22 protein-coding genes are annotated in these 23,373 nt (G+C 72.1%); 16 read left to right on the top strand and 6 right to left on the bottom strand.

Going from position 1 to position 23,373, the window contains the following annotated elements:
- Window positions 1–130: 130 nt before the first annotated feature.
- Entirely contained in the window at window positions 131–631 is a 501-nt protein-coding gene (locus AB0O82_RS30390) for a hypothetical protein (protein ID WP_363587122.1), read from the top strand.
- 146 nt (window positions 632–777) lie between these two features.
- Here AB0O82_RS30390 and AB0O82_RS30385 read toward each other — a convergent pair whose 3' ends face one another.
- A complete protein-coding gene (locus tag AB0O82_RS30385) occupies window positions 778–1,506 on the bottom strand; it encodes a hypothetical protein (RefSeq protein ID WP_363587121.1) in 729 nt (242 codons plus the stop codon).
- 236 nt (window positions 1,507–1,742) lie between these two features.
- Window positions 1,743–2,258: a hypothetical protein gene (locus AB0O82_RS30380; RefSeq protein WP_363587120.1), complete on the bottom strand. Its 516-nt coding sequence runs from the start codon at window positions 2,256–2,258 to the stop codon at window positions 1,743–1,745.
- A 313-nt stretch (window positions 2,259–2,571) separates the two neighbouring features.
- Here AB0O82_RS30380 and AB0O82_RS30375 point away from each other — a divergent pair, with 313 nt between their 5' ends.
- The 4 genes from AB0O82_RS30375 to AB0O82_RS30360 all read left to right on the top strand — a co-directional run bounded on the left by AB0O82_RS30375 (window position 2,572) and on the right by AB0O82_RS30360 (window position 7,718).
- A complete protein-coding gene (locus tag AB0O82_RS30375) occupies window positions 2,572–3,783 on the top strand; it encodes a hypothetical protein (protein ID WP_363587119.1) in 1,212 nt (403 codons plus the stop codon).
- 198 nt (window positions 3,784–3,981) lie between these two features.
- Window positions 3,982–5,748: an amidohydrolase gene (locus AB0O82_RS30370; protein ID WP_363587118.1), complete on the top strand. Its 1,767-nt coding sequence runs from the start codon at window positions 3,982–3,984 to the stop codon at window positions 5,746–5,748.
- A 28-nt stretch (window positions 5,749–5,776) separates the two neighbouring features.
- Window positions 5,777–6,553 carry a LuxR C-terminal-related transcriptional regulator gene (locus AB0O82_RS30365; protein ID WP_363587117.1) on the top strand — a complete coding sequence of 259 codons (777 nt, stop codon included), beginning with the start codon at window positions 5,777–5,779 and terminating at the stop codon, window positions 6,551–6,553.
- A gap of 463 nt (window positions 6,554–7,016) precedes the next feature.
- Window positions 7,017–7,718, top strand: coding sequence for a hypothetical protein (locus AB0O82_RS30360; RefSeq protein WP_363587116.1), 702 nt, complete (start codon window positions 7,017–7,019; stop codon window positions 7,716–7,718).
- Window positions 7,719–8,021: 303 nt separating this feature from the next.
- Here the strand turns inward: AB0O82_RS30360 and AB0O82_RS30355 are convergent, their stop codons facing one another.
- Window positions 8,022–8,969: an amidohydrolase family protein gene (locus AB0O82_RS30355; protein WP_363587115.1), complete on the bottom strand. Its 948-nt coding sequence runs from the start codon at window positions 8,967–8,969 to the stop codon at window positions 8,022–8,024.
- A 137-nt stretch (window positions 8,970–9,106) separates the two neighbouring features.
- Between AB0O82_RS30355 and AB0O82_RS30350 the strand changes: the two genes are divergently transcribed.
- From AB0O82_RS30350 to AB0O82_RS30335, 4 genes are all read left to right on the top strand, one after another.
- A complete protein-coding gene (locus AB0O82_RS30350) occupies window positions 9,107–9,268 on the top strand; it encodes a hypothetical protein (RefSeq protein ID WP_363587114.1) in 162 nt (53 codons plus the stop codon).
- Between the two features lie 185 nt (window positions 9,269–9,453).
- A complete protein-coding gene (locus AB0O82_RS30345; protein ID WP_363587113.1) occupies window positions 9,454–10,113 on the top strand; it encodes an NAD-dependent epimerase/dehydratase family protein in 660 nt (219 codons plus the stop codon).
- Window positions 10,110–10,490, top strand: a complete 381-nt coding sequence (locus AB0O82_RS30340; protein WP_363587112.1) for a hypothetical protein — start codon at window positions 10,110–10,112, stop codon at window positions 10,488–10,490. The genes AB0O82_RS30345 and AB0O82_RS30340 overlap by 4 nt, the downstream gene beginning before the upstream one ends.
- A 69-nt stretch (window positions 10,491–10,559) precedes the next feature.
- Window positions 10,560–11,081, top strand: a complete 522-nt coding sequence (locus AB0O82_RS30335; RefSeq protein WP_363587111.1) for a hypothetical protein — start codon at window positions 10,560–10,562, stop codon at window positions 11,079–11,081.
- A gap of 199 nt (window positions 11,082–11,280) precedes the next feature.
- Here the strand turns inward: AB0O82_RS30335 and AB0O82_RS30330 are convergent, their stop codons facing one another.
- Window positions 11,281–12,486 (bottom strand): phospholipase, encoded by a 1,206-nt coding sequence (locus tag AB0O82_RS30330; RefSeq protein ID WP_363587110.1) that lies wholly within the window; start codon window positions 12,484–12,486, stop codon window positions 11,281–11,283.
- Window positions 12,487–12,878: 392 nt separating this feature from the next.
- Here AB0O82_RS30330 and AB0O82_RS30325 point away from each other — a divergent pair, with 392 nt between their 5' ends.
- Both AB0O82_RS30325 and AB0O82_RS30320 read left to right on the top strand, forming a co-directional pair.
- Entirely contained in the window at window positions 12,879–13,133 is a 255-nt protein-coding gene (locus AB0O82_RS30325; protein ID WP_363587109.1) for a hypothetical protein, read from the top strand.
- A 90-nt stretch (window positions 13,134–13,223) separates the two neighbouring features.
- Window positions 13,224–14,177 carry an LPXTG cell wall anchor domain-containing protein gene (locus AB0O82_RS30320; RefSeq protein ID WP_363587108.1) on the top strand — a complete coding sequence of 318 codons (954 nt, stop codon included), beginning with the start codon at window positions 13,224–13,226 and terminating at the stop codon, window positions 14,175–14,177.
- Window positions 14,178–14,429: 252 nt separating this feature from the next.
- Here the strand turns inward: AB0O82_RS30320 and AB0O82_RS30315 are convergent, their stop codons facing one another.
- A complete protein-coding gene (locus AB0O82_RS30315) occupies window positions 14,430–14,975 on the bottom strand; it encodes a hypothetical protein (protein ID WP_363587107.1) in 546 nt (181 codons plus the stop codon).
- A gap of 237 nt (window positions 14,976–15,212) precedes the next feature.
- On the opposite strand from AB0O82_RS30315, the gene AB0O82_RS30310 reads away from it, so the two are divergent.
- Window positions 15,213–16,346 (top strand): DUF6528 family protein, encoded by a 1,134-nt coding sequence (locus tag AB0O82_RS30310; protein WP_363587106.1) that lies wholly within the window; start codon window positions 15,213–15,215, stop codon window positions 16,344–16,346.
- 215 nt (window positions 16,347–16,561) lie between these two features.
- Here the strand turns inward: AB0O82_RS30310 and AB0O82_RS30305 are convergent, their stop codons facing one another.
- Window positions 16,562–16,876 (bottom strand): hypothetical protein, encoded by a 315-nt coding sequence (locus tag AB0O82_RS30305; RefSeq protein ID WP_363587105.1) that lies wholly within the window; start codon window positions 16,874–16,876, stop codon window positions 16,562–16,564.
- Window positions 16,877–17,429: 553 nt separating this feature from the next.
- Here AB0O82_RS30305 and AB0O82_RS30300 point away from each other — a divergent pair.
- The 4 genes from AB0O82_RS30300 (at window position 17,430) to AB0O82_RS30285 (ending at window position 23,354) form a co-directional block, all read left to right on the top strand.
- Window positions 17,430–18,896 (top strand): MFS transporter, encoded by a 1,467-nt coding sequence (locus tag AB0O82_RS30300; RefSeq protein ID WP_363587104.1) that lies wholly within the window; start codon window positions 17,430–17,432, stop codon window positions 18,894–18,896.
- Window positions 18,897–19,217: 321 nt separating this feature from the next.
- Complete coding sequence (locus AB0O82_RS30295; protein WP_363587103.1) at window positions 19,218–20,201, top strand: ABC transporter permease; 984 nt, start codon at window positions 19,218–19,220, stop codon at window positions 20,199–20,201.
- 148 nt (window positions 20,202–20,349) lie between these two features.
- Window positions 20,350–21,210 (top strand): ABC transporter permease, encoded by an 861-nt coding sequence (locus AB0O82_RS30290; RefSeq protein ID WP_363587133.1) that lies wholly within the window; start codon window positions 20,350–20,352, stop codon window positions 21,208–21,210.
- Entirely contained in the window at window positions 21,207–23,354 is a 2,148-nt protein-coding gene (locus tag AB0O82_RS30285; protein WP_363587102.1) for an ABC transporter ATP-binding protein, read from the top strand. Before AB0O82_RS30290 ends, AB0O82_RS30285 begins: the two co-directional genes overlap by 4 nt.
- Window positions 23,355–23,373 lie beyond the last annotated feature (19 nt).

Raw genomic sequence — 23,373 nt, 5'->3', positions numbered from 1 at the left:
GGCTTCGTGGCGGGGGCGGTGGGCGCAGCAGCAACAACGGTGGGCGGCGGTCGTGGTGCGTGCGCGGGGAGGCGGCGTGTGGGGTGTGGCAGCGCGTGCGGCGGTGCGTGTGGCGGCGGGGATGCTGGCGGTGGCGCTCCTGACCGGGGCGGTGTGGCTGGCCTGGTGGCTGAGCGCGGAGCGGATGGGCGCGGCCATGGGGCTGGGCCCGCCGGACGGCGTGGTGCTGGTGGACCGCTGTTACGAGGTGTCCGACAGCGAGGGCAACAGCGACGGCACCGACTGCCAGGGGCGGTTCACGCCGGCCGGCGCCTCCGCGGGCGAGGCCCGCCCGATCGTGGTGAACGGCACGACCGGCAAGCACCGGGGCGGCACCCGGCTCCCGGTGCGGCTGGTGCGGGGCGTGGCCTACGAGCCGTCGTCGGCGCCCGCCGTGAAGTACGGCATCGGCGCGGGCATGATTCTCGTACTGGGCGCGGTGCCGGCCGGCTGGCTGCTGGTCGGAGTCCGGCGTGGTGAGGCCCCGGAGGCCATGACCCTGGTGGTCGGCCTCCTCATCGGGCTTACGGCCGTGGCGGTCCTGGGCATCGTCGTCGGCTTGCTCGCAGGCCTCGTCGAACTGGCGCTCTGAGTGGGACCGGCGGGTGCCCCGTCCCGCCGAAGGCCGGGCCCGCGCCCCGGTGGTCGGTGCCCCGTCGGTTCGTTCTCCTCAGGGGCTATGGTGCGCGGGCCGTGGTCATTCCCCCCGTGTACGGGGCAGGGCCGTCGACGCGGTGCTCACCTGGTGATGTCGCCGTCCGGCACGTCCCGGACGGTGACCTCCTTGCCCTGTCGGCCCAGGATCTTGGCCACCACGTCACCGATCCCCTTCGCGTCGCCCGTCGGCTCGGGGACCGACCCGTCGGTGTACCGCTCGATGGCCTTCTGAAAGTAGGAGGGGTTCCAGGCCCCGACGGCCCCGCTGACGTCGACGGCCGCCACCCGTCGGCCACCGACGGCACGCTTGATGGCCGGCAGGACCTCGTCCGAGTAGTACTTCCCCGGGACCTGGAACAGGCTGGCATGGCCGCCGACCTTGCCGCCGTCCCACAGGTAGACGGTGACGACCAGGCAGCTGGTCACCGACGGGTAGGTGATCGTCCCGTGCGGACCCACCTCGCCGACCTCGCCCTCCGTGATCGAGAGGGTGGTCGCGGGTGCACCGGCCTGCCGGACCTCGGCCACCGGGCCGGACGCAGCGGCGGGCCCGGCGAGGTCCATGGTCCCGGCAGCCCTGCCGAACGCGGCCCTGACGGCCATGACGGAGCCGACGGAGCCGACGGAGCCGACGGAACTGAGGGAGTCGACCGCCTCGGTGGGGGCCGGGCCGTACGCCTGCTTGCCGGCCCCCGGCCAACCGGCCGACGCTCCATCGCCCCCGCCTACCGCGCAGGCCGCCAACACCAGCACCGCGCCGACGGCCAGCCCGATCCTTCCCACGCACCGCTCGGACACCACGAACCTCATGACCCCACACCCCACGAATCCGGTCTGCACACACCCGCGCACGCACGCGGCGACACATGCTCCCGGGCACGAACGATCTCGTCAACCCAACACCCAACACCCAAGACCCAACACCCAACAACCGACGGCCGACGGCCGGCTGCCGGGGGTCACCGCCGCCGGTCGTGCAGCCGCCGGCAGCGGTCGCCGTGGTCGACCCGGCCGGGGGAAGGGAATCGGCTCCGATCGTCGCCGGGTCAGGCGTTGGGGGAGTCGGTGATCCACCGCAGGATGTCCTCGGCGACCTCCACCGGGGCACGGTCGGAGCTGGTGAAGGCCGTGGGGACGAGTTCGCGCAGTTCGTCGGCGTCCTGGACGGCTTCCTCGACCTGCTCCGCGCTCCAGCCGCGGGCGGCCAAACGGACGCGGCGGTCGTGGTCCGCGCAGTCCAGCCGCGCCCAGACGACCTCCGGGGCGTCCGGCACATCGGCCGCGGCGGCCTCCCACTCGGCCGGGGTGATGGGGCAGGACACCAGGACGGGCCCGCCTCCCCGCGCGAGCATGCCCGCGATCCGCACCCACAGGCGGTTGTAGTCGGGCCAGATGCCGGACGCGTCCGGGGAGGTGATGTCGATACCGAGCAACCGACCGTCGTCGTCGGGCAGTTCGTCGAAGTCGACCACCGTGACCGGCCGTTCCCGCAGCCGACCCAGAAGTGTCGACTTGCCCGCCCCCGGTGCCCCGGTGATCAACCGCACCACAGACCTGACCATGACGATTCCAGCCCCGCTTCCGTCGATGACCGGTACCCCGGATCCCGAGTGCCCAGCCGACCATAGCGGGACACCTGCCCCTCGTTCCTCAGGGTCCGGCCGCAAGCCGCCCTCCGGCGCCGCAACATCCGTGTTCTGTCGGCGAGTTCGCGCTGATCCGGTGACGAACCGGTCGGGGGCAAATCACCGATCGGGCTGCGCGTCCCGGCCGGGCTGGCGGAGACTGGTGCGCGGCACGGGGGCGGGGAAGCGGCGTGCCATCGGCTCGACGGTGCCTCCGTGACGTCAACGAGAGACAGGAGCTGCACATCCCATGAGCAAGCGCACCTCTCGCACAGTCGCGGCGGCCGTCGCCGCCGCCACGGCCGCGGCCCTGGCCGTGGGTTCGGCACCGGCGGCGGCCGCCAACCCTTACCCCGGGGGTATCTCGGTCGGGTCGCCGCCCATCGAGCCCGGTACCTACTCCAGTGAGCTCAAGGCCGCCAACGGCAACGGGGACAGCGTCTCCTTCGTCATCGTGGGGGACCTCACCCGTAACGAGAACATCAGGACGTACATGTTGCTCTGGAGGGCGGACTGGTCGACCGAACCACTCGCGCTGCTGCCGGGGGACGCCGGTGGTAGTCCGGTCGGGATCAACAACGCCCGTACCGTGGTGGGGACTTCCGCCGCGCAGGTCGGGGGCCGGCAGCACGCGGTGCGATGGACTTCCCCGTCCACACCGACCGAACTGCTTCCGCTGCCCGGCGACACGACGGCGGCCCCCGCCGCGATCGGTGACAACGGCACCGCGGTGGGGTCCTCCTGGGGCGCGGCGACCGCGAAGCACGCCGTTGCGTGGCCGCCGAGCGGTGCCCCCGTCGTCCTGCCGCCGCTGCCGGGTGACACCGAGAGCGAGGCCGTCGCCGTCAACAGCTCGGGTACGGCGGTCGGCTACTCGTACCCGGCCGGCGGTATCGTCTCCCGGCGGGCGGTGGCGTGGAGCCCCGACGGGACCGTCACCGCGCTCGACGTGCCGGCGGGCTACGTGACCAGCAGCGCGGCCCGCATCACCGACTCCGGCGTCGTGATCGGGGCCGGCCGGCCGGGCGGTGAGCCGGGCGCGGACCACGCCCTCGTCTGGAACGCCGCCGGCGCCGTCTCCGACCTGGGCGCGGGCAGCCAGGCGAAGGCCGTGAACAACGCGGGCACGGTGGTGGGCAGCCTGGGAGGACAGGCAGCGCGCTGGGCCGTCGACGGCACGCCTCTGCCGCTCGCGCCGACCACGCTCACGAGCGTCGCCACCGGTATCAACGACCAGGGCGTCATCGTCGGGTACACCAGTGACCCGTGGCCGGCCCGCGCCCAGCTCTACGCGCAGCGCTGGAACCCCGACGGGTCCGTCATCGCGCTTCCCGAGTGGTCGAAGGACTTCCCGTACTCCATGCCGTTCTTCGTCACCGACAGCGGAATCGTCCTGGGTGAGCTGCTCCTTCGAGGCCTCGCGGGCTACGGCAAGCCGTTGACCATCCGCTGGACCATGTAGCCCCTGCACGGCCCCGTGCCCTATCCGGCCCGGCACGGCCCGCGCCGGGTCGGATAGGGCACGGGGTGTCACCCCGCTACCGGAGGAGCGTGTATCGGTGGGATGACCGATGTGCGAGGGACGGGTGCGCGGACATAGTCCTCGGGAGAGCGTTTCCGGGCGGCCGTGGTGCGCCCGGTCTTCGAAAGGGGCCTTTCTGTGCACACGTATGCGGACCTGGTGTTTCTCGACGGGCGGGTGGTCACGGTCGACGCGGAGTTCTCCGTCGCCTCGGCCCTGGCGGTGACCGGCGGGCTCATCAGTGCCGTCGGCGGGCGCGACGACGTCGCACCGTTCATCGGACCGGGCACCCGGGTCGTCGATCTGCGGGGGGCGACGCTGCTTCCCGGTATCAACGATTCGCATCTGCACGGATGCGCCTTCGGCATGGCGTCGCCGCCGCTCTCCCTCCACCTCGGCCACCCCGCCGTGTCCTCCCTCGCGGACGTGGCCGAGGCGGTGCGGGAGGCCGTCGGCCGGGTCCCGGACGGGCAGTGGATCACGGGGCACGGCTGGGACACCGGCTACCTCGACGAGTGCGTCGCCGATCCGTCGCGGCTGCCCTCGCGGCGCGACCTCGACGCCGTGAGCCCGGACCACCCGGTCGTCCTGTACTCCTTCTCCGGGCACGCCACCTGGGTCAACTCCAAGGCGCTGGAGCTGATCGGGATCGACCGGCACACCGTCGCGCCGCCCGGCGGGGCCATCGTCGTGGACGAGGCGGGGGAGCCCACCGGGCTGCTCCACGAGGGCGCCCAGGACCTCGTCCAGAACGCGCTGCCGGCGCTCAGCCGACAGGAACGGACCGGCGCGGTCAGGTCGGCCCTCGCCACGCTCGCCCGGCTCGGCGTGACCAGCTACACCGAGCCCGGGCTCGGCCCCGGCGGCGACGGCATCATGCGGGGCGCGCTCGGCACGGAGACCCTCGACGTCTACCGCCGGCTGCTGGCCGACGGTGAACTGACCGCCCGCGTCGGCGTCCTGCTCCTGCCCACCGGAATGGCCAGCACCACCGAGGAGTTCACCCGCGGCCTCGCCGCGCTCACGGCCCTCGGCGAACCCGGCGGGTCCGGTGGGTCAGGCGGGTCCGGCGAACCCTTCGAACCCGCCGTCTCCGGCGGCGCCGATCCGCGCCGCCTCGCGATCCACGGCGTCAAGGTCTTCGCCGACGGTGTCGTGCCCAACAAGACGGCCTGGATGCACGAGCCGTACGTCGGCGGCGGCTGCGGCTCGCTGTGCGTCGGCGGCCGGAGCGACACCGAGCGCAGTGCCGAGATCGCCGCCATCATCCGACACGCCCACGCCGCCGGGCACCAGGTGGGCGTCCACGTCACCGGCGACCGGGCCATCGACACCGTCGCGGACGCCTTCGCCGCGGCCATGGCCGAGCACCCGCGGCCAGATGCCCGCCACTACGTCATCCACGGCGACTTCCTCACCGCGTACGGCATGAAGGTGCTGGCCGCGCACGGCTTCGGCGTCAACATGAACCCCACCATCAAGTGGACCGTCGCCGACATGGAGGAGGACTTCGTCGGCGCCGAGCGAGCCGCCTACGCCTGGCCCTACCGCGACGCCATCGACGCCGGGGTGCGGGTCGCGAGCGGGTCGGACGCCCCGGTCACGTTCCCGGACTGGCGCCAGGGCGTGGCGACCATGGTGCTGCGCGAGTCGAAGGCCGACGGCCGGGTCAGCGGTCCCGAGCAGCGCATCGGTCTGGCCGAGGCGATCCGCACCTACACCATCGACGCGGCCTGGCAGGACTTCGCCGACGACTGGAAGGGCTCCCTGGAGGTGGGCAAGGTCGCCGACCTCTGCGTGCTGGACGGGGACCTGCTCGCCGCCGATGCCCACGACATCCCGGCGATGCCCGTCGTCCTGACCGTCATGGACGGGCACATCGTGCACGACACCCTGCGCGATTGACGCAATCCGGGCACATGATCATCCTTGGATGATGGCAACACGGCGCGGCGGTGCGGACATCCTGGAGGCGGCCCTGCGCGTGCGCGAGGCCGCCAGGAGCGCCACGAGCGGTGCGGGCGGCGTCGACGCGGTCCTGGCGGCGCTGTCGGAGGTGGTGGAGTACGACCACGCCTCCCTGACCAGGTGGGATCCGCTGCGCCGGCGCCACACCACCCTGGCCGGGAGCTACCCGGACGACGCCACGGCCTACATCGAGACCCGCCTGCACCGCGACCCGGTGTTCCCGGTGCTCCGCAGGCCGGCCCGGGGCGCCCTGTGGCTCGGGGACGTTCCCGGGCGGCTCCTGGCGGCATCCCCGGGCTTCCGGGAGGTGCTGTGCCCCCTCGGTATCGAGGACGGCGTGGCCCAGTGCCTCTTCGCCGCCGACGGCCGGTACGTCGGCATGCTGAACGTCAGCACCCGCGGGCCGCGGCGCGCGCCCGATCCGGCGCGCGCCGTGGTCACCCTCCTCACCGAGGCCCTCGCGGCGGCCGTCACCGCCCACGCGGGCCCGCCACCCGAGGCGTTCGCCGCGCCCGGCCCGGCCGCGAACGCGCCCCGGCCCGGCGGGCTCTCGCCACGCGAACTCCAGGTGCTGGCCGAACTGACCGCCGGCCGCACCAACCGGCAGATCGCCGAGCGCCTGCACATCACGCCCCGCACGGTGGGAACCCACATCGAGCACATCCTCGCCAAGCTCGACCTGCCCAACCGCGCGGCCGCGGCCGCCCGGGCCGCCGCCTGGGGCATCGGCCCCGCCCGCTGACCCGGACCCACCAGCCCGGACCGCCTCACCCGCCCCGCAGACGTACGCCCGCCCCAGCCGGGCCAGGCCGGGCGGACGTGTGCCTACGGCCGGTACTGCTCGGCGAGGTCGCCGTAGCCGCCGGCCGTTCAGACCGCCTTGCGGAAGTCCGCGAGGACGAGTGCCTGGGTGCCCTGCCCGGCGGTGGGCGGGAAGTGAGCGGTGCCGCACCGGGCGCAGTACCAGGCCTGGTTCCAGAGCCGCTCGGCCTGCGGCCGGCCCTCCAGACGCCGCCGTCGGCTGAGGAGGAGCGCGGTCGCACCCGCCAGCAGGGCGATCGCGGCGGCCAGGATCAGGCACGACCCCCAGAGCGGGACCAGGGCGTCGTTCGCGTCGGCGAGCGGGGCCGTCCTGGTCGACCGCGCGACACCTCAGCCCGAAAGAGCCGTTCTTGAGTGCCGCTCACCCCCTGACGCGCCTTGCCGTGACCGCAGCGACCCTCGCCGTCCTGGCCAGTTGTTCGTCCTCGCACGGCAAGGAGCCGCACCGGCCCGGAGTCGAAGCCGCCACTCGGCTCGGCCCAGGCGAAGGCCCGGACCTACCGCCCCCGGCTGGCACGGCAGCACCCTCCAGCGCCGCCCCGAGCGTGGGGAGTCCGGCGGACTGGCCCACCGAGCCGGTGGCCGCCGCCGAGGCTCCGACGGTCAGGAGCCAGGTGATCGAGCCCGGGTACACCGGCGAGTCGTATCTGAACCACCTGGCCACCACCTGGGGCATCACCATGAAGGCCCGGGAGAAGGTCGACTTCCCCGGCCGGCCGACGGTCTGGCACGCCTCGGGCGTCAAGCAGGACGGGAACACCGCGATGTGGATCGCCGCGGCGTGGACCATCGACGGCGACTTGACGACCTGGTCCTGCCACGTGACGGCCACCGCCGCGAAGCAAGCCGATTTCCTCCATGATTGCGCCGGCCTGGATCACCCAGGAGCGGAACCGGAGTCCACCAAGACCTGGCTGGACGCCATGAAGCCCCGAGTGGACACCGCCTTCGCCGCCGGCCGGGCCCCCATCGACAGCCCGCTCCACCGCTCCGGCCCGGTGGCCTTCATGCTCCAGAAGGGACCCGACGGCACGTACAGCGGCGACTACTACGAACTGCGGACCTTCGGCGTCGGTTCGAGCTGATCGGTTGACTCGGTGTGGAGGAAGCGGGTGTACCGGGGATCGGAGGCACTCTCCATTGAGCGGAGCGCGCGGCGTCGGGCCTGCGGGGAACCGCCCGGGCAGGACGCCGTTCTGGTGCCCGGCGCCGTGCCAGCCTGCTGTTTTGCGGTCTGTGCGGTCTGCTCACGAGTGGCGTGCCGCCCCTGGTGTTTCGGTGGCGGGTCACTTGCATGAGGCGCCCTCGTGTTTGATCGAAGGGGATGGGTGGAGAACCCGTGCTGGCGCCGCGTCGGCCACTGCCACCTGGAAGGGCGACATCAAGTCTCAGATGTTGAAAAGGCGTTCAGCGTTGGTGTGCGCGATCTTGTCGCGGTCCTCGGGGCTGAGCGGAGCGGTTTGCAGGAACGTGGCGTGTTGGACGGGGTCTCCGAAGGGATAGTCCGTGGAGAACATCAGCCGGTCGGCTCCGAACACCGTCAGCGCACATTGCAGGGGAGCGACGGTGGTGTACCCGCTGATCGTGAGGTGGACGTGGGAGCGCACCGTGTCGGCGACGGACTCGTGCCCCGGCCGCAGACGGCTGAGGACCTCATCGGCACGCAGCAGGGAGAACGGCAGGTTCTCCCCCATGTGCCCGACAATGACCTGCAGACGCGGGTGCCGGTCGAACACACCGCCCAGCACCATGCGCAGGACGTGCATCCCGGTCTCGGCGTGCCAGCCCCACCCTGCTGTCACCAACAACGCAGCGACAGCCGGGTCGAGACCTGCTCCGTATGCCTTGATGACAGCAGCCGGCGGATATGTCGGGTGCAGGTATACGGGGACCCCGAGCTCCTCCGCCGCCGCGAGGACCGGTTCGAACTCGGCGCTGTCGAGGAATCGGCCACCGGTATGGCCGTTGATGATGACTCCGCAGAACCCCAGATCGCGCACCGCACGGAAGGCTTCGGCTGCGGCGGCTTCAGGGACGGGCATGGGCAGACTCGCCAGCGCGCGGAATCGCCCCGGGTACTGCCGGATCGCCTCTGCCGCCCGGTCGTTCAGCGCCCGCGCCAGGTCAACCGCACGCGGACGAGGTACTTCCTGAGCGGCCGGAGCGACCACCGACAGCACCTGGACATCGATGCCGGCCGCATCCATGACCGCTATCCGACCCGCGCCGAGATCCGCCAACGGGCCCGCCGCAGCGGGTGGTAGGCCATACCCGGCCATCACCTCCTTTCCGTGCTCGGACGGCAGGAAGTGCTCTTCGACAGCGATCAGTCGCATGCGTTCCTCGTTTCCTCGACGGCGGCGGCCGCGCAGGCCCGCGCCGGCTTGCGCACCGAGTATCCGGATCGGCCCGGATCGGTCGCAACGAGTCCGCGGGCGTATGCCGGATACCGCGCGAGAGAGAGCCCGGATGCATGGAATCCATCGACTCCACCCGCGCACTCGCCGCCGACCCCGGCCCGGACCTCGAACTGCGCGCCGAGCTGCTTCGGGAACTGGCCTCCTGCACCTCGCCCGCGCCGGGCTCTCCTCTCCCGGCCCCCGGACCGTCCCCAAGCGATCCCCCCTGCCGCTGACCACCCCCCCCGCAGTGCGGTGACGAGCTCGCCCACGGACACGGCACGCGTCACCGCCGCTGCCACGGCCCGGCCCGGCCCGGCCCGGCCCGGGCCGGGCCGGGCCTCGGCCACTCAGCGGGACCGGGAGAACCCGCCGGATGCCGCACGGTTCTGCGGCACGGCCTCCGGGGCACGATCGTCACATGCGAATCCTCGTTCTCGGCGGGTCGGTGTTCCTCGGCCGCGCCTTCGTCACGGAGGCCCTGGCCCGGGGCCACGAGGTCACCGTGTTCAACCGAGGCCGTTCCGGACCCGACCTGCCGGGCACCGTGACGGTGCGCGGCGACCGCCACAATGCCGCGGACCTGGCCGCGCTGGTCGAGCGGGCGCCGGGCCCCGACCGGGCCTGGGAGGCGGTGATCGACACCAGCGGCCAGCAGCCGCACGCCGTCGCCACCTCGGCCCGGTTGCTGCGCGAGCACGCGAGCCACTACGTCTTCGTCTCCTCGGTCCACGCCTTCGCCCGCTGGCCCGACCGGCCGGTCGACGAGGACTCGCCGCTGCACGACTGCCCGGCCGACTCGCCACCCGGCCTGCCATTCAGCACCGCGCTCAAGGCGGGCTGCGAGCGGTCTGTGCTCGAACAGTTCGGCACCGATCGATCGACCGTCCTCAACTGCGGTCTGCTGATCGGCCCGCACGAGAGCATCGGGCGGCTGCCCTGGTGGTTGGAGCGGACGGCGCGCGGCGGGCGCGTGCTGGCCCCCGGCAGGCCGGACCTGCCGATCCAACTGGTCGATGCCAGGGACTTCGCCGCCTTCGGGCTGGACCTGGGGAACGCGGCGTCGGCGGCCGGTTCGTGACCACCTCGCTGCCGGGGTCGAGCACCTACGGCGAACTGCTCACGGCCTGTGCGGCGGCCAGCGGTTCGAACGCCGAACTGGTCTGGGTTGAGGACCAGCGGCTGCGCGCGGCCGGCGTCCGGCCGTGGAGCGAACTCCCGCTCTGGTACCCGGAGTTCGATGACAACGGGAGCGCCGGCGCGATCTGGCGGGCGGACTCCCGGGCAGCTGCGGCGGCCGGGCTGCGCTGTCGCCCGCTCGCCGAGACGGTGCATGACACCTGGGCCTGGCTGCAGGAACGCGGCCCGCGCGAGGAGCCCTACACCCAGGGTCTACAGGGCGACGTGCTCGGCATCGATCCGCAGAAGGAGCGCCGGATCCTGGCGGGCGAACTCTGACGGCGAACCCTGGCGGGCCCGCCGAATTCCCATCGCGGCGGCGGCCCGGGCCTGCCATGACGGCCCGCCATGGCCTACGAACTGTTGCTCATCGGTGGTGGTGCGGGCGTCGGAAAGACGACGGTCGGCTGGGAGGTGTCGGCAGTGCTGCAGGAGACGAGCACGGCGCACTGCCTGATCGAGGGCGACTTCATGGACCAGATCCACCCCACCCCCGTCGGCGACCCCCACCGCTCGGCGATCACCGAACGGAACATCGCCGCGTTCTGGTCGAACTACGCGGCGCTCGGCCAGCACCGCCTCATCTACACCGACACGGTGAGCATCCTCGAAGCGCCGATGATCAGCCGGGCCATGGGCGGCCGGGGGACCAGAGCCACCTGCGTGCTGCTCACTGCCGAGGAGGCGACCGTGCGCGGGCGTCTCGCCCAACGGGAGATCGGATCCCAACTGAGCGCCCACATCGAGCGCAGCCTGCGGATGGCACGACAGTTGGACGAGCAGGCCCCGGCCGGTAGGGTCCGCATCCCGACCGACGGCCGATCGGTTCAGGACATCGCCGCGCACGTCCTCCGGACCGCCGCCTGGTAGCCGGGGACGGGCGTCCTCTCGGTGCTGCCGTTCGAAGGCCGCACCCAGCGCCGAGAACGGACACCCAGCGCCGAGAACGGACACCCAGCGCCGAGAACGGACACCGGGCACCCCGCTACGACGTCGGCAGGACCGTCCGGCGCCCCGAGGTGCTGAGACGTCGGCGGCCCCGGAAGATCCTGACGGACGGAGAACGCGCTCAGTTCGGGCAGATGCCGCGGGTGTGGTCGACCGTGGCGGCGGCCTGCGAGTAGCGCCACTCGGGTGCCAGCAGGTTCGCGTCGAGCTGGGCGGCCGCGTCCGGGCTCTCCACCAGGTAGCCGAAGTCCTGCAGCCAGGCGGGGTAGAGGTTCTTCGAGCCGACGAAGAACGCCGAGCCGTCGACCGCGACGACCTTGTGGTGCAGTGCGTACGGGTGACCGTCGGCCCAGGTCGCGGTCGGCGCCGCGCGGAAGGAGGCGAGCTGGAGGTTCCGGCACATGGTGGCCCTCGCGCCGGACGCGTCGCCGGTCCGGGCCGCCAGCCGGGCCTGGAGCGCGTCGCTGATCTCGGAGAGGGATTTGATCTGCGAGTAGCCGCCGCTGCCGACCGTGCCGCGGTTGGCCGGGTCGCTCACCACGATGCGCACCTTCACGTCGGCGGCGAGCTTGGCGGCGAGCAGGTCGTAGAGGCGCAGGTCGTAGCGCGGCAGCGGCGGGCAGGTGCCGTTCAGGTCCTGCTGGGAGATCTCGATGTGGCTGGTGGCGCCGGCCACCAGGGCCCGGAGCGCGCTCTCCTCGGGGTTGACCGTCTCGTAGTCGCGGTCGCCGTTGGTGTTGTCGTGCAGGGCGACCAGGCCGCACCTGGCGTCGGCGGCGGCCGGCAGGTCCGGCTGGTGGGTGGAGGCCGGGTCTGCGCTCCGGATGCCGACGTCCAGGCCACCGATCGCGATCACCGGCAGGTTGCCGGTGGCCGGCACGGGGCCGGGGTTGGCGTCCTTCTCCAGGTTCGGCAGACAGGGCGCGCCGTTGCTGGAGGCGAACCAGGCGCTCGACAGCACTCCGGTGTTCTTGCAGGTCCAGCCCCACAGGGTGTCGAGGTAGGAGCCGGCCGAGGCGGCGGCGGGGCCGGTCAACGCGAGGTCGACGTCGGACACCGGGTGGGTGGTGTCGATGTAGTCGTCCTTCCAGTTGTTGATGCCGCCGGTGATCACGCTGCGGCCGTCCACCACCAGCAGCTTGGAGTGGTTCCAGGACAGGGCGGTCCTCGAGGTGGTCATCGAGGCGACGTTCAGCGTGACGCCGGCGGCGGCCGGGCCGAGCCGGGCCAGCAGGTCGTCCCGGTAACTGGTCGGCAGCGCGGTGATGTTGTAAAGGGGGGCGGCCCCCACCAGGACCCGCACGGTCAGCTTGTTGCCCGCCGCCACCGAGGCCTTCAGGCCCGAGACGATCGCGTCCTGGAACGCGCCGTCGGGGAACGGCGCGAGGGTGGAGATGTGAGGCCCCTTAAAAATACCCGATAGTAACTTGAGGGCGTGTCAGGGGCCTGTCGGGATCCGCCCGCTGGGGCTGACGGCCCGGCTGCGCCGAGATCGCTCGTCGTCGGCAGGTGTCCGGAGATGGGGAGGAATTTCTTTCCGACCGCCTGCAACCTTTGGCCGGGCTCCACGTCTATGACAGTGAGAAGCGGGGCCGTGGTCGCCCCCCGGCCGCACACAAACCTGCTGCGGCCCGCTCGCCATCAGTCATTCAGTCATTCAGTCATCAGTCATCAGCGCGCTGCTGCGGCCTGCCCGCAGAACGGTTTCAGGGGAGAACTGTGTCCGCCATCGTTCATGTTCGTCGTACCCGTCGTACCCGTCGTGCCATCGTCGTCGCCGCCGCCCTCGGTGTGGCCGCAGTCTGCGGATCGGTCGTGGCCGCCGCCCCGGTGGCCTTCGCGGGAGAGCCGTCGCACACCTCGCTCTCCGTCCAGGCCCCGGCCTCGGTCGGATTCGCCGGTGGGCCGGTCGAGTTCACCGAGGACATCACCAACTCGGGCCAGGAGAGCACCGGTTACAACCTGGAGCTGTAGACCGTCACCGAGGTCGGAACGCCGCCGGACGCGATCGTCATCGACTACAGGGACCCGGCCGACGGTACGTGGAAGTCGGTGCCGCTGGTGATGACCGGCACCTCCGGAGGCGTCGTGTACGACGGGACGGTGCCCGGGCTCACCGTCCCGGCCGGGGGGACCCTCAGGGTCGACCTGCGGATCGGCGCGCCGATGGGCCTGCCCCACAACGGCGCCACCAACGGTGGCTTCCGGTCCATCGCCCTGCATTCCGCCGTCGTCGTCGACCCCCACGAGCCGGCGCAGGCCGAGGTGACCCGCACGATCAAGGTCACCTCGATCACGAGCTCGCTCGACCACGTGCCCGCCACCGCCGTCGCGGGCGGCGCGCCGGTCGAGTTCGACGCCACCCTCGACAACCCCACGCCGTCCGACTACACCAACCTCGGCAACGTCCTGTTCGTGGACCGGAACGCGACCGTGCAGGTGCGTACGGCGGACGGGGCCTGGCGGACGCTGGACAAGGTGGCCGGAATCGCGCCCGACGACCCCTACGGCGTGTACCTCCAGGGCCGTGACTCCAGCCTCCGATCGGGTGACAAGGCCGTCGCCCGGGTGCGGGTGTCGTACGACGCGAAGACTCCGGCGGGCACCACCACGCTCGGCCCGTGCGTGTTCGTCAACGAGGGCCAGCCGTTCCGGGGAACCACGGACTGCGGTGCCCGCTCGACGATTCAGGTCCTGCCCGCCGCCACGAAGGCGCCCGAGCCGAGCCCGTCCTCCTCCTCGGCGCCGTCGGCCCCGGCCGGCGCCGCCGTGCCGGTCTCCGCGTCCTCCCCGAGCGCCCCGAGCGCCCCGGCTCCGGCGGACCCGTCCACCACCTCCACCGCGCCGTCCATCCAGCAGGCCCGCGTCGCCGACGCCGCGCAGCCTGCCGCGCCGTCATCCGTCCAGCTCGCCTCCACCGGGACCGACCACACCGCGGGCCTCGCCTTCGGCGGCCTCGCCCTGACGGCCGCCGGGGCCGGCGCCCTCTGGCTGCGCCGGGTGCTGCGCCGGGCCTGAGCACGTACGGCGAGACCGAACGCGAAGGAGCCCGCCATCCTCCCCGGGTGGCGGGCTCCAGCCGCGGGCGGCCCGTCGGGCGCGCGGCGTCAGCGCCGGCGCGCGGATGCGGGTGCTGGCCAGTACCCGCCCACCGAGGAGGCCCAGCCGGAGCTGCGGGCCGCTCTCTCCCGCCCGGACGCCGACGACCGGTCCGCCGCCTGGGCGGCCCTGTTCCGCGGGAACGGGGCCGCCCGGGGGAGCCGGTCAGCGTCAGTCGCAGTGCGGCAGGGACTCCTGGCTGCTGTCGTAGCTTCCGTTGGAGAAGTTCCATGTGACGGTCTGACCGTTGCAGTTGTGGCCGCCGGCGGTGAAGTTCCAGTTGCCGTGGTAGAGGCGGGTGTTCGAAACACCGGTCACCGGAATGTATCCGGAGTCCCACCACCACGAGCCGACGTTCGGCTGGGGCGAGCCCGTGTTCGAGTTGTAGTTCGAGCTGGACTTCACGTCGATCAGGCCGCCGTGCCAGTTGCCGTTGACGTAGTTGGTGTTCCAGAGGTTGATCTCGGTGTAGGCCTGCTTGCTGCAGGAGTTCCAGGCGAGGTAGGCCCGACCGATCGACTGGCCGCCGGCCACGATGGTGCGGGCAGGTCCGAGCACCTGGCCGCAGTCGGCCGCGCTGGCGGTTCCCGCTCCGACCGTGGCGAACGTGAGGCTGCCCGCGCTGGCGGTTCCCGCTCCGACCGTGGCGAACGTGAGGCTGCCCGCGATGACGGTGAGCACAGCCGAGGCGGCGCGCATGCGCGTGCTGATCCGCATGACTCTCCTTGGGGAGAACTTCGAGGTGACTGTAGGTCACCCGTTGGCACCAATGCTTCCACCGGACGCGCACGCGGTCTATACGGATGACGTCAAGGGCCCGCTGGGGCGAGTTCACCCGGACGCCGCGACGAGGATGACGCCGGGCCGGGGCGCCGGGACGCAGAGTGGAAAGTCTGAAAATAATCTCGCGAAAGGGACGTGGCAGTGTGCGCAAGAGCCGGAGCGGGCCTCAGGGTGGGATCCGTCCTGGGCGGCCTGATGCTGACGGCGTGTTCGACCCCCGCCCCGCATGCCGTGGACGGCAGCGGCGGAGAGCCCCGCGGCAGTGCGGTGGTCATCGCGGCTGATCAGGAGGCCGGGCGGGCACCCGTGCCGGGCGGTCCGCCGCTCGCTGCGGCCGACCCGGGGCCCGGGCAGACCGACCCGGGGTCCGGGCAGGCCGGCGTTCGGGGCAGTGCGCTGATCGTCGCGGTCGATCAGGCGTCCCGGCAGGTTCTCGTCCTGGACGGCGAGACGGCGCGGGAGGCCGAACCCGAGGCCGACCGGTTGCCGGTGGTGTGGTCGTGGACCGCTGACGGCGACGATCGGCTGGCCGACCTGGAGCCGGCCCGCAGCTGGGCCAGGCCCACCGAGGCCAGGGACGTGGTGCTCGACGGTGAAGGCTCCCTCCTGGTCACCGCCTCGGGTGGCCTGGCAGCCCTGGTCGACACGGCGACCGGCACGCCGATCTGGGCCACGGACCTCGGCACCTCCGTCAACCCCCACAGCGCGGAGCTCCTACCGGACGGCAACGTCGCCGTGGTCGCCAGCACCGGTGGATGGGTGCGGCTGTACGCGGCCTCGGAGGGGCCTCGCAGCACCACCTATACCGAGCAGGAACTCGACGGGGCCCACGCCGTGCAGTGGGACGAGGGCGCGGAGCTGCTCTGGGTGCTCGGGGACGACACCCTGCTGGCCCTCCGGGTCGGTGGCACGCCCGACATCCCGTCCCTCACCCCCGAACGCAGTGTCCCCCTTCCGGAAGTCGGGGGACACGACCTCGCACCTGTGCGCTCCGTGCCGGGGACGTTCTGGGTCAGCACCGGCGACCGCCTGTGGCGCTACGACTCACACCTCGACCGCTTCGAAGCCGTCGGGCTGGGCGCGGAGGACTCGGCCCGCGGGATCAAGAGCGTGGGCAGTGAGCCCGTCACCGGTCGCCTGCTCACCGTCACGCCCGATCACGCGGGGCCCTGCTCCTGGTGCACCTCCGCCGTCACCTTCCACCACCCCGACGGGACGCTCGCCCTGACCGGAACCGAGCTGTACAAGGCCCGCTGGTGGACCACGCCGCTTCCTGGTCTGGGCCCGACGAACCGACCCCGGTAGCGCGGTCCTCCGGCAGCCGCGGGCCACGCTCGACGCCGAGGCGGGGCCTGCGGCGTCCTCGCCGTCGCGGCGGCCGACGCGGGCGCCCGACCTGGCGGCAGTCCGACCCGCGGCAGTCGCCGTGGTCGTGCCGCGGGTGTGCGGGTCCTCAGCTCCGCGGCTCCTCAGCTGATGTACACGGCGGCCCCGCCCCGGCTTGCCACGCCTCGCCCGTGTCAGCGGGGGAGAGCGGACTTCACCAGGTCGTTCGCTGAAATGAGCCCCAGCCCCGGGACGGCGTCCCGCAGCACCTTCACGGCCCGGACCGGGTCCAGCACGGGGTCGACGTCCGCCGCGGACAGGATCCGGCTCGCCCACCGGCGGACACGCTCCTCGTCCGCCACGATCATCTGGCGATCCACCACACGCAGGGCTGCCTCCAACCCGGGTCGCTCCGCCGCGCCCGCCGTCTGTATTTCCGCCAGGAGCTCGGCGCGGACGTCGTCCAGGTCGTGCAGGACCACGACGGGGTGTGTGTTGTTGGTGAACACGCGAGTTCTCCGATCAGAGCACGAAGCAGAGCACGAAGCTGAGCACGAAGCAGGGCAGGAGGCGGGCGACTGCTTGCTGGGCTCTCGTGTCAGACCTGTCGCCGGCTTCCCGTGGATTCCAACCTAAACCACCATGCGAACCTCCCGCTGCTGCGCCAGTGGCAGACTCCCTCGCCACGGAAACGGCCAGATCATCCGCACCACCGCGAGCTCGGTCCCGGCGAACTGATGTTCCCTCAGTCCACGAGTCCCATATCCTCGCGTACGAGGGGAGGCCAACGGACCGTCATGACCGCCTCCCGCCTCCGCACACCGCCGTCGCACCGCTGCGCGACACGAATCCACTCGAACGAACCACGCCGTCAGCCGTGCAGGCCTTGGTCCGGCGTGCGCCGTGCGACGCCTCGTCCCGCCGCCGTCACCTTCGTCGACCACGTCGCCGACGTCCTGGGCGAGTCCTCCACCAGCGATGAGCCCGCGACCCCGGATGCCGCCACGCTGTCGCCCGGGCGCCTCGCCGAGCCTCTGCGACCACCATGTACTGGAGATTCCGATGCCCGCCCCCGGACCGACGACCAACGCCCCGCCGGTGAACGGGATACCGCCCGGGCGTCCGTTCTCCTGGCGATTCACCACCCCGTTGTTCGTCGGTTCGGCGCTCAACCCGATCAACAGCTCGCTGATCGCCACGGCCCTCGTACCGATCGCCCACGGACTCGGCGTGTCGATCGGGCAGACCGCCGCGCTGGTGACGGCCCTGTACCTGGCCAGCGCGATCGCCCAGCCCACCGCGGGCAAGGCCGCCGAGGTGTTCGGCCCACGACGGGTGTTCCTGGCCGGAATCGGACTCGTCATCGTCGGAGGACTCATGGGCGGCGCCGCCGACAGTCTTCCGATCCTCCTGATCAGCCGAGTACTGATCGGGTCGGGCACCTCGTGCGCCTATCCGACGGCCATGCTGCTGATCCGCCGCCGCGCCGAGGACGCCGGTCTGGACAAGCCGCCGGGCGGAGTGCTGGGCGGCCTGCAGATCGCCGGCATCGCCACCGCCTCGCTCGGACTGCCCCTGGGCGGTGTTCTGGTGGCCGCGCTGGGCTGGCGGTCCGTGTTCTTCATCAACGTTCCGGTCGCACTCGTCGCGCTGGTCACGACAGTGGCCTGGGTCCCACCCGACAGCCCACCGGACCGCCCGTCCGACAGCCCACCGGACAGCCCGTCCGACAGCCCACCGGACCGCAGCCGACGCGCCCGTGACGTCGCGGCCGCCCTGGACGCCATCGGCATCGCCGGGTTCGCCGCCGCGATGATCACGCTGCTGCTGTTCCTGTTCGCCCTGCCCGACGCCCACTGGTACCTGCTGGCGATCTCCGCCGTGCTGTGGATCGCCCTGGTGCTGTGGGAGCTGCGAGCCGGCACCCCGTTCCTCGACCTGCGCCTGCTCGCCGGCAACCGGGCCCTGACCGGCACCTACCTTCGCTACGGCCTGGTCCTGGTCTGCGCGTACGTCGTGCTCTACGGCGTCACCCAGTGGGCCCAGAGCGTCCGCGGCCTGTCCGGGACCGAAGCCGGACTGCTCCTGTTGCCCATGACGCTCATGTCCGGCCTGGTGATCTCGCTCGTCTCCCGGCACAACCCGGTGCGCGGACCGGTCATAGCAGCGGCCCTGGCCTGCCTCATCGGATCCGCCGGCGTACTGCTGCTCAGCACCTCGGGCTGGATCGGATGGGTCGTGGTGGTCACGCTCATCTTCGGCGTCGCCATGGGCACGTCTGGCGCGGGCAACCAGACCGCCCTCTACGAACACGCCCCCGCCGAACAACTCGGCACCGCCTCCGGCCTGCTGCGCACCTTCGGCTACCTCGGCTCGATCGTCGCTTCCGCAATCACCGGCATCGTCTTCCGCACCCACGTCTCCGACCGCGGCATGCACCTCATCGCCTGGATCATGGTCGGCGTCGGTGTCGTCCTGGTCCTGACGACCCTCGCCGACCGCACCCTGCGTACCCGGCCCGCCCCCTGAGCAGGTACCTGTGCTCCATGGCCCCACAGGTTCGCTCGACTGTGTGTGGGGAGCCGAGGTGTTTCGGGAAGACGTCGTCGACCCGGCCACCTGCGAATGTGAACGGGGGAGTGGGTTCAACGCCTCTTTGCTGCGGGGGTGTTTCGTTCCCATGTACATATGCCCAGATCACTGGCGTCGCGCACCAGTCGTACACAGACTCGCATCTGCACGATCGTGCACCCGGCTCTCGCCCCAGAAGGTTTCTACCTGCATGCGTACCTCCTCCAGACCCGACGTTCCCCAGGCGCACCCGCCGCACCTGGTGGGGAGGTGCCGTCCGTGCTCCGGTACGTGACACGCAGGGCGGCGGGCTGGTTCCTGGTGATCGCCATGGCCACCAACGCCACATACTTCCTCGCCAGTTGGTTCCTCGACCCGCGCTCGAACTTCAAGGAACTGCGTCCGGTCCGCACCGAGGAGCAGATATCCCGGGCCCTGGCCCCCTACAACCTCGACCCGCACGAGCCGCTGCTCCACCGCTGGTGGGACTGGCTGACCAGCGTGGTCCTGCACTTCGACTGGGGCCGCTCCCCGGTCGGGGTCCAGGTGAACGGGGAGATCGGCTACCGCTCCCTCGTCAGCGCCGAACTGGTGATCGGCGCGACGGTCCTGTCGGTCGTCGTCGGTGTCGCCCTCGCGGTCCACACCGCCTCGCGCCAGTACGGCTGGAGGGACCGGGCAGCCCAGGCCCTCTCCATGGCGCTGTTCAACGTCCCGGTGTCCATCGCCGCCCTCGCCCTGGTGCTGCTGGCCATCCGGCTGAACGAGCAGGCCGGTTGGCACTTCCTGTACGTCGCGGGGGAGAACTCGCCCGGCGTGGAAGGGTTCTGGGCGACGGTCGGTGACCGGCTGCTGCACCTGATCCTGCCGACGCTGACGCTCACCCTGACGGGCTACGTGGGCTACCACCTCACCCAGCGCTCCCTGCTGCTGGACGTCATCGGTTCCGACTTCGTGCGCACCGCCCGGGCCACCGGGCTCACCCGTGCCCAGGCGATCCGCCGACACGCCCTGCGCACCGCCCTGATCCCCACCGCACAGTCCGTGGCCTTCAGCATCCCGGCCGTCTTCACCGGCGCGGTCCTCACGGAGACGATCTTCGGCTGGAACGGCATGGGCCAGTACTTCATCCAGACCATCGGCAAGAACGACGTGCACGGCACCGTGGCGACCGCCGCCTTCGCCGCCGCCCTGACCGCGATCGGTGCGATCCTCGCGGACATCGCCACCGTTCTCCTCGACCCGAGAGTGCGGGTGAGCTGAGATGGGCACCCCTGTGAGCCCCGACGCGACCTCCGAAGGCGTACTCGCCATCGCACCCGCGCGAGCCGCCGATCCGCCGCCCACCGGGCACGATGGGCGCGACAGGCATGACGTGCATGACGTGCACGACGGGCACGACGGGCACTATCTGGGCCGGCGCCGTCTCTACCTACGGCGCTTCCTGCGCAACCGGATCGCCGTCGCCGGCGTGGTGATCTTCCTGCTGCTCGTGCTGTTCAGCGCGCTCGGCGACCTGTTCACCCCGTACGGCTACGCGGACGCCGACTTCTCGGCACTGACCCAGGCCCCCAGCGCCGAGCACTGGTTCGGCACCAACCAGGGCGGCAACGACGTCTACGCCGCCGCCGTGCACGGCCTCCAGCGCTCGCTCGTGATCGCGGTGAGCGTGTCCGTGCTGACCGTCGCCATCGCCGCGGTCGTGGGCGCGGGCGCTGCCTACTTCGGGGGCCGGGTGGAGAAGACCACCCTCGCCGTCATCCACTTCCTGCTGATCGTGCCCTCCTTCCTCATCCTCGCCCTGGTCTCGCACCGGCTGGCGGGCGACTGGCGGGTCCTCATCCTCGTGCTGACGGTGTTCGGCTGGATGTCCACCGCGCGCGTGGTCTGGTCGGTGTCCACGTCCCTGCGCGAGCGTGACTACGTGCGCGCCGCGGAGTACATGGGCGTACGCCCCCTGCGCATCGTGGTGCGCCACATCATCCCGAACCTGGGCTCACTGCTCATCGTCAACCTCACCCTGGGCGTGGTCTCCACCGTGCTCAGCGAGACCGCCCTGTCCTTCCTGGGCTTCGGCGTGCAGACCCCGGACGTGTCGCTGGGCACGATGCTCGCCGACGGCGCGGGCACCATCACCAGCGCCCCATGGCTCTTCGCCTTCCCCGCCGGGCTGACCGTCCTGCTCACCGTCTCGATGACCTTCGTCGGCGACGGCCTGCGCGACGCCCTCGACCCCACGTCCACCATCGGCGCGGCAGGAGGCCGACGATGACCCTCGCACCCGCCCACCACACCGGGCCCGTGGCCGGCTCCCCGGCCGGGCCCACCGAGCCCGCACCCGTCCTGTCCGTACGCGACCTGAGCGTCTCCTTCCCCTCCGAGGCCGGACCGGTGGAGGCCGTGCGCGGCATCGGCTTCGATCTGCTGCCAGGGCGCACCCTGGGCATCGTCGGCGAGTCCGGCTCCGGCAAGTCCGCCACCGCCCTCGCCGTCATGGGCCTGCTGCCGCCCACCGCGCGCCTCGGCGGCCGGATCCTGCTGGGCGGCCGCGACCTGGCGGCGATGGACGACAAGGGCCTCTCCCGGGTGCGCGGCAAGGACATCGGCATGGTCTTCCAGGACCCGATGTCCGCGCTCACGCCCATCTTCAGCGTCGGTCGGCTGCTCTCCCAGGCCCTGCGCGTGCACCGGGAACTGTCGAAGAAGGACGCGTGGGAGCAGGCGGTGGAACTGCTCGACCTGGTCGGCATCCCCGACCCGCGCGAACGCGCCAAGTCGTTCCCGCACGAGTTCTCCGGCGGCATGCGCCAACGCGTCGTCATCGCCCTGGCCATCGCCAACAAGCCCTCGGTCCTCGTCGCCGACGAGCCCACCACGGCGCTCGACGTCACCGTCCAGGCGCAGATCCTCGACGTGCTGCGCCTGGCCCAGCGCGAGACCGGCGCCGGCCTCGTCCTGATCACCCACGACCTGGGCGTGGTGGCGGGCCACGCCGACGACGTCGCCGTCATGTACGCCGGACGGATCGTCGAGCACGCGAGCGTCGACGAGCTCTTCCGCCGCCCCACGATGCCCTACACCGCCCGGCTGCTGGCCAGCGTCCCCACCGTGGACAGCGGCGTCGAACGGCCCCTGATCCCGGTCGGCGGCGAGCCGCCCTCCCTGGTCGGCCTGCCCGGCGGCTGCCCCTTCGCGCCCCGCTGCGCGGTGGCCCAGGACGTGTGCCGGACCACCGAACCGGACCTGACCGCATCGGACTTGACCGCGCCGGACTCGACCGCACCGGAATCGACCGCACCGGTCGGGCAGCGCGGCCGCGTCGCCTGCCACCGTGCGCGGGAGATCGCCGACGGAACCCTCGACCCGGCCGGGCGCGCCGCTCCCGTGCCGCCGTCCCGCGCCGGAGAGCGGACCGCGGGCGAGGTGGTCCTGCGCGTGGAGGACCTGGTCAAGACCTTCCCCGTCACCAAGGGGGCCCTCCTCAAACGCCGGGTCGGAACCCTGCACGCGGTCAACCACGTCAACTTCGAACTGCGCGCGGGCGAGACCCTGGGCCTGGTGGGGGAGTCCGGCAGCGGCAAGACCACCACGCTGCGTGAGGTGCTGCGGCTGCGCGCCCCCGAGGGCGGTCGCATCGAAGTGGCCGGCACCGACGTCGCCACGCTGCGGTCGGCGGCCCAGGTGCGCGAGCTGCGGCGCGACGTCCAGATCGTCCTCCAGGACCCGACGGACGCCCTGGACCCCCGCCTGACCGTCTTCGACCTGCTGGCCGAACCGCTCCAGGCCGCCGGTGCCGACCGGACGGCCATCCGGTCCCGGGTCACCCGTCTCCTGGACCTGGTGGGCCTGGACCGCGCCATGGGCGACCGCTTCCCCGCCGCCCTGTCCGGCGGCCAGCGCCAGCGCGTCGGCATCGCGCGCGCCCTGGCCCGCGAGCCGAAACTCCTGGTCCTGGACGAACCGCTGTCCGCGCTGGACGTCTCCGTGCAGGCCGAGATCATCAACCTGCTCGCCCGACTGAAGCGCGAACTGGGCCTGGCATACCTGGTGGTGGCGCACGACCTGGCCGTGGTGCGCTACGTCTCCGACCGCATCGCGGTGATGTACCTCGGGCACATCGTCGAGTCCGGTGCCACCGAGGAGATCTTCGCCCGACCCCGGCACCCGTACACCCAGGCCCTGCTGTCGGCGATCCCGGTGCCCGACCCGGAGCGCGAGCGCCACCGCGAGCGCGTCGTCCTCGCGGGCGAGCAGCCCAGTGCCACCCGGCTGCCGGAGGGCTGTGTGTTCGTCGACCGCTGCCCGCTGTACCGGGAGGCCGACGAGAGCGTACGGACCCGCTGCCGCACCGAGCGGCCGGCGACCGTCGGCGCCCCGGACGGCTCCGACCACCAGTACGCCTGCCACGCGGTCTGACACCCGCCCCGTCCCACCC

Origin of the sequence: Kitasatospora sp. NPDC088264 (assembly GCF_040685715.1) — a bacterium.
In the GTDB taxonomy this organism is placed as follows: Bacteria; Actinomycetota; Actinomycetes; order Streptomycetales; family Streptomycetaceae; genus Kitasatospora.
Note: the sequence above shows the minus strand (reverse complement) of the source record. Positions and strands in the feature narration are given on the sequence as shown.

What these genes read in the sequence shown, in the direction of transcription:
- AB0O82_RS30380 (WP_363587120.1), bottom strand. Translation starts at nt 2,258, where the DNA reads ATGGTCAGGTCTGTGGTGCGGTTGATCACCGGGGCACCGGGGGCGGGC.
- AB0O82_RS30385 (WP_363587121.1), bottom strand. Translation starts at nt 1,506, where the DNA reads ATGAGGTTCGTGGTGTCCGAGCGGTGCGTGGGAAGGATCGGGCTGGCC.
- AB0O82_RS30335 (WP_363587111.1), top strand. Translation starts at nt 10,560, where the DNA reads ATGGCCTACGAACTGTTGCTCATCGGTGGTGGTGCGGGCGTCGGAAAG.
- AB0O82_RS30355 (WP_363587115.1), bottom strand. Translation starts at nt 8,969, where the DNA reads ATGCGACTGATCGCTGTCGAAGAGCACTTCCTGCCGTCCGAGCACGGA.
- AB0O82_RS30375 (WP_363587119.1), top strand. Translation starts at nt 2,572, where the DNA reads ATGAGCAAGCGCACCTCTCGCACAGTCGCGGCGGCCGTCGCCGCCGCC.
- AB0O82_RS30300 (WP_363587104.1), top strand. Translation starts at nt 17,430, where the DNA reads ATGCCCGCCCCCGGACCGACGACCAACGCCCCGCCGGTGAACGGGATA.
- AB0O82_RS30285 (WP_363587102.1), top strand. Translation starts at nt 21,207, where the DNA reads ATGACCCTCGCACCCGCCCACCACACCGGGCCCGTGGCCGGCTCCCCG.
- AB0O82_RS30345 (WP_363587113.1), top strand. Translation starts at nt 9,454, where the DNA reads ATGCGAATCCTCGTTCTCGGCGGGTCGGTGTTCCTCGGCCGCGCCTTC.
- AB0O82_RS30365 (WP_363587117.1), top strand. Translation starts at nt 5,777, where the DNA reads ATGATGGCAACACGGCGCGGCGGTGCGGACATCCTGGAGGCGGCCCTG.
- AB0O82_RS30350 (WP_363587114.1), top strand. Translation starts at nt 9,107, where the DNA reads ATGGAATCCATCGACTCCACCCGCGCACTCGCCGCCGACCCCGGCCCG.
- AB0O82_RS30320 (WP_363587108.1), top strand. Translation starts at nt 13,224, where the DNA reads ATGACCGGCACCTCCGGAGGCGTCGTGTACGACGGGACGGTGCCCGGG.
- AB0O82_RS30315 (WP_363587107.1), bottom strand. Translation starts at nt 14,975, where the DNA reads ATGCGGATCAGCACGCGCATGCGCGCCGCCTCGGCTGTGCTCACCGTC.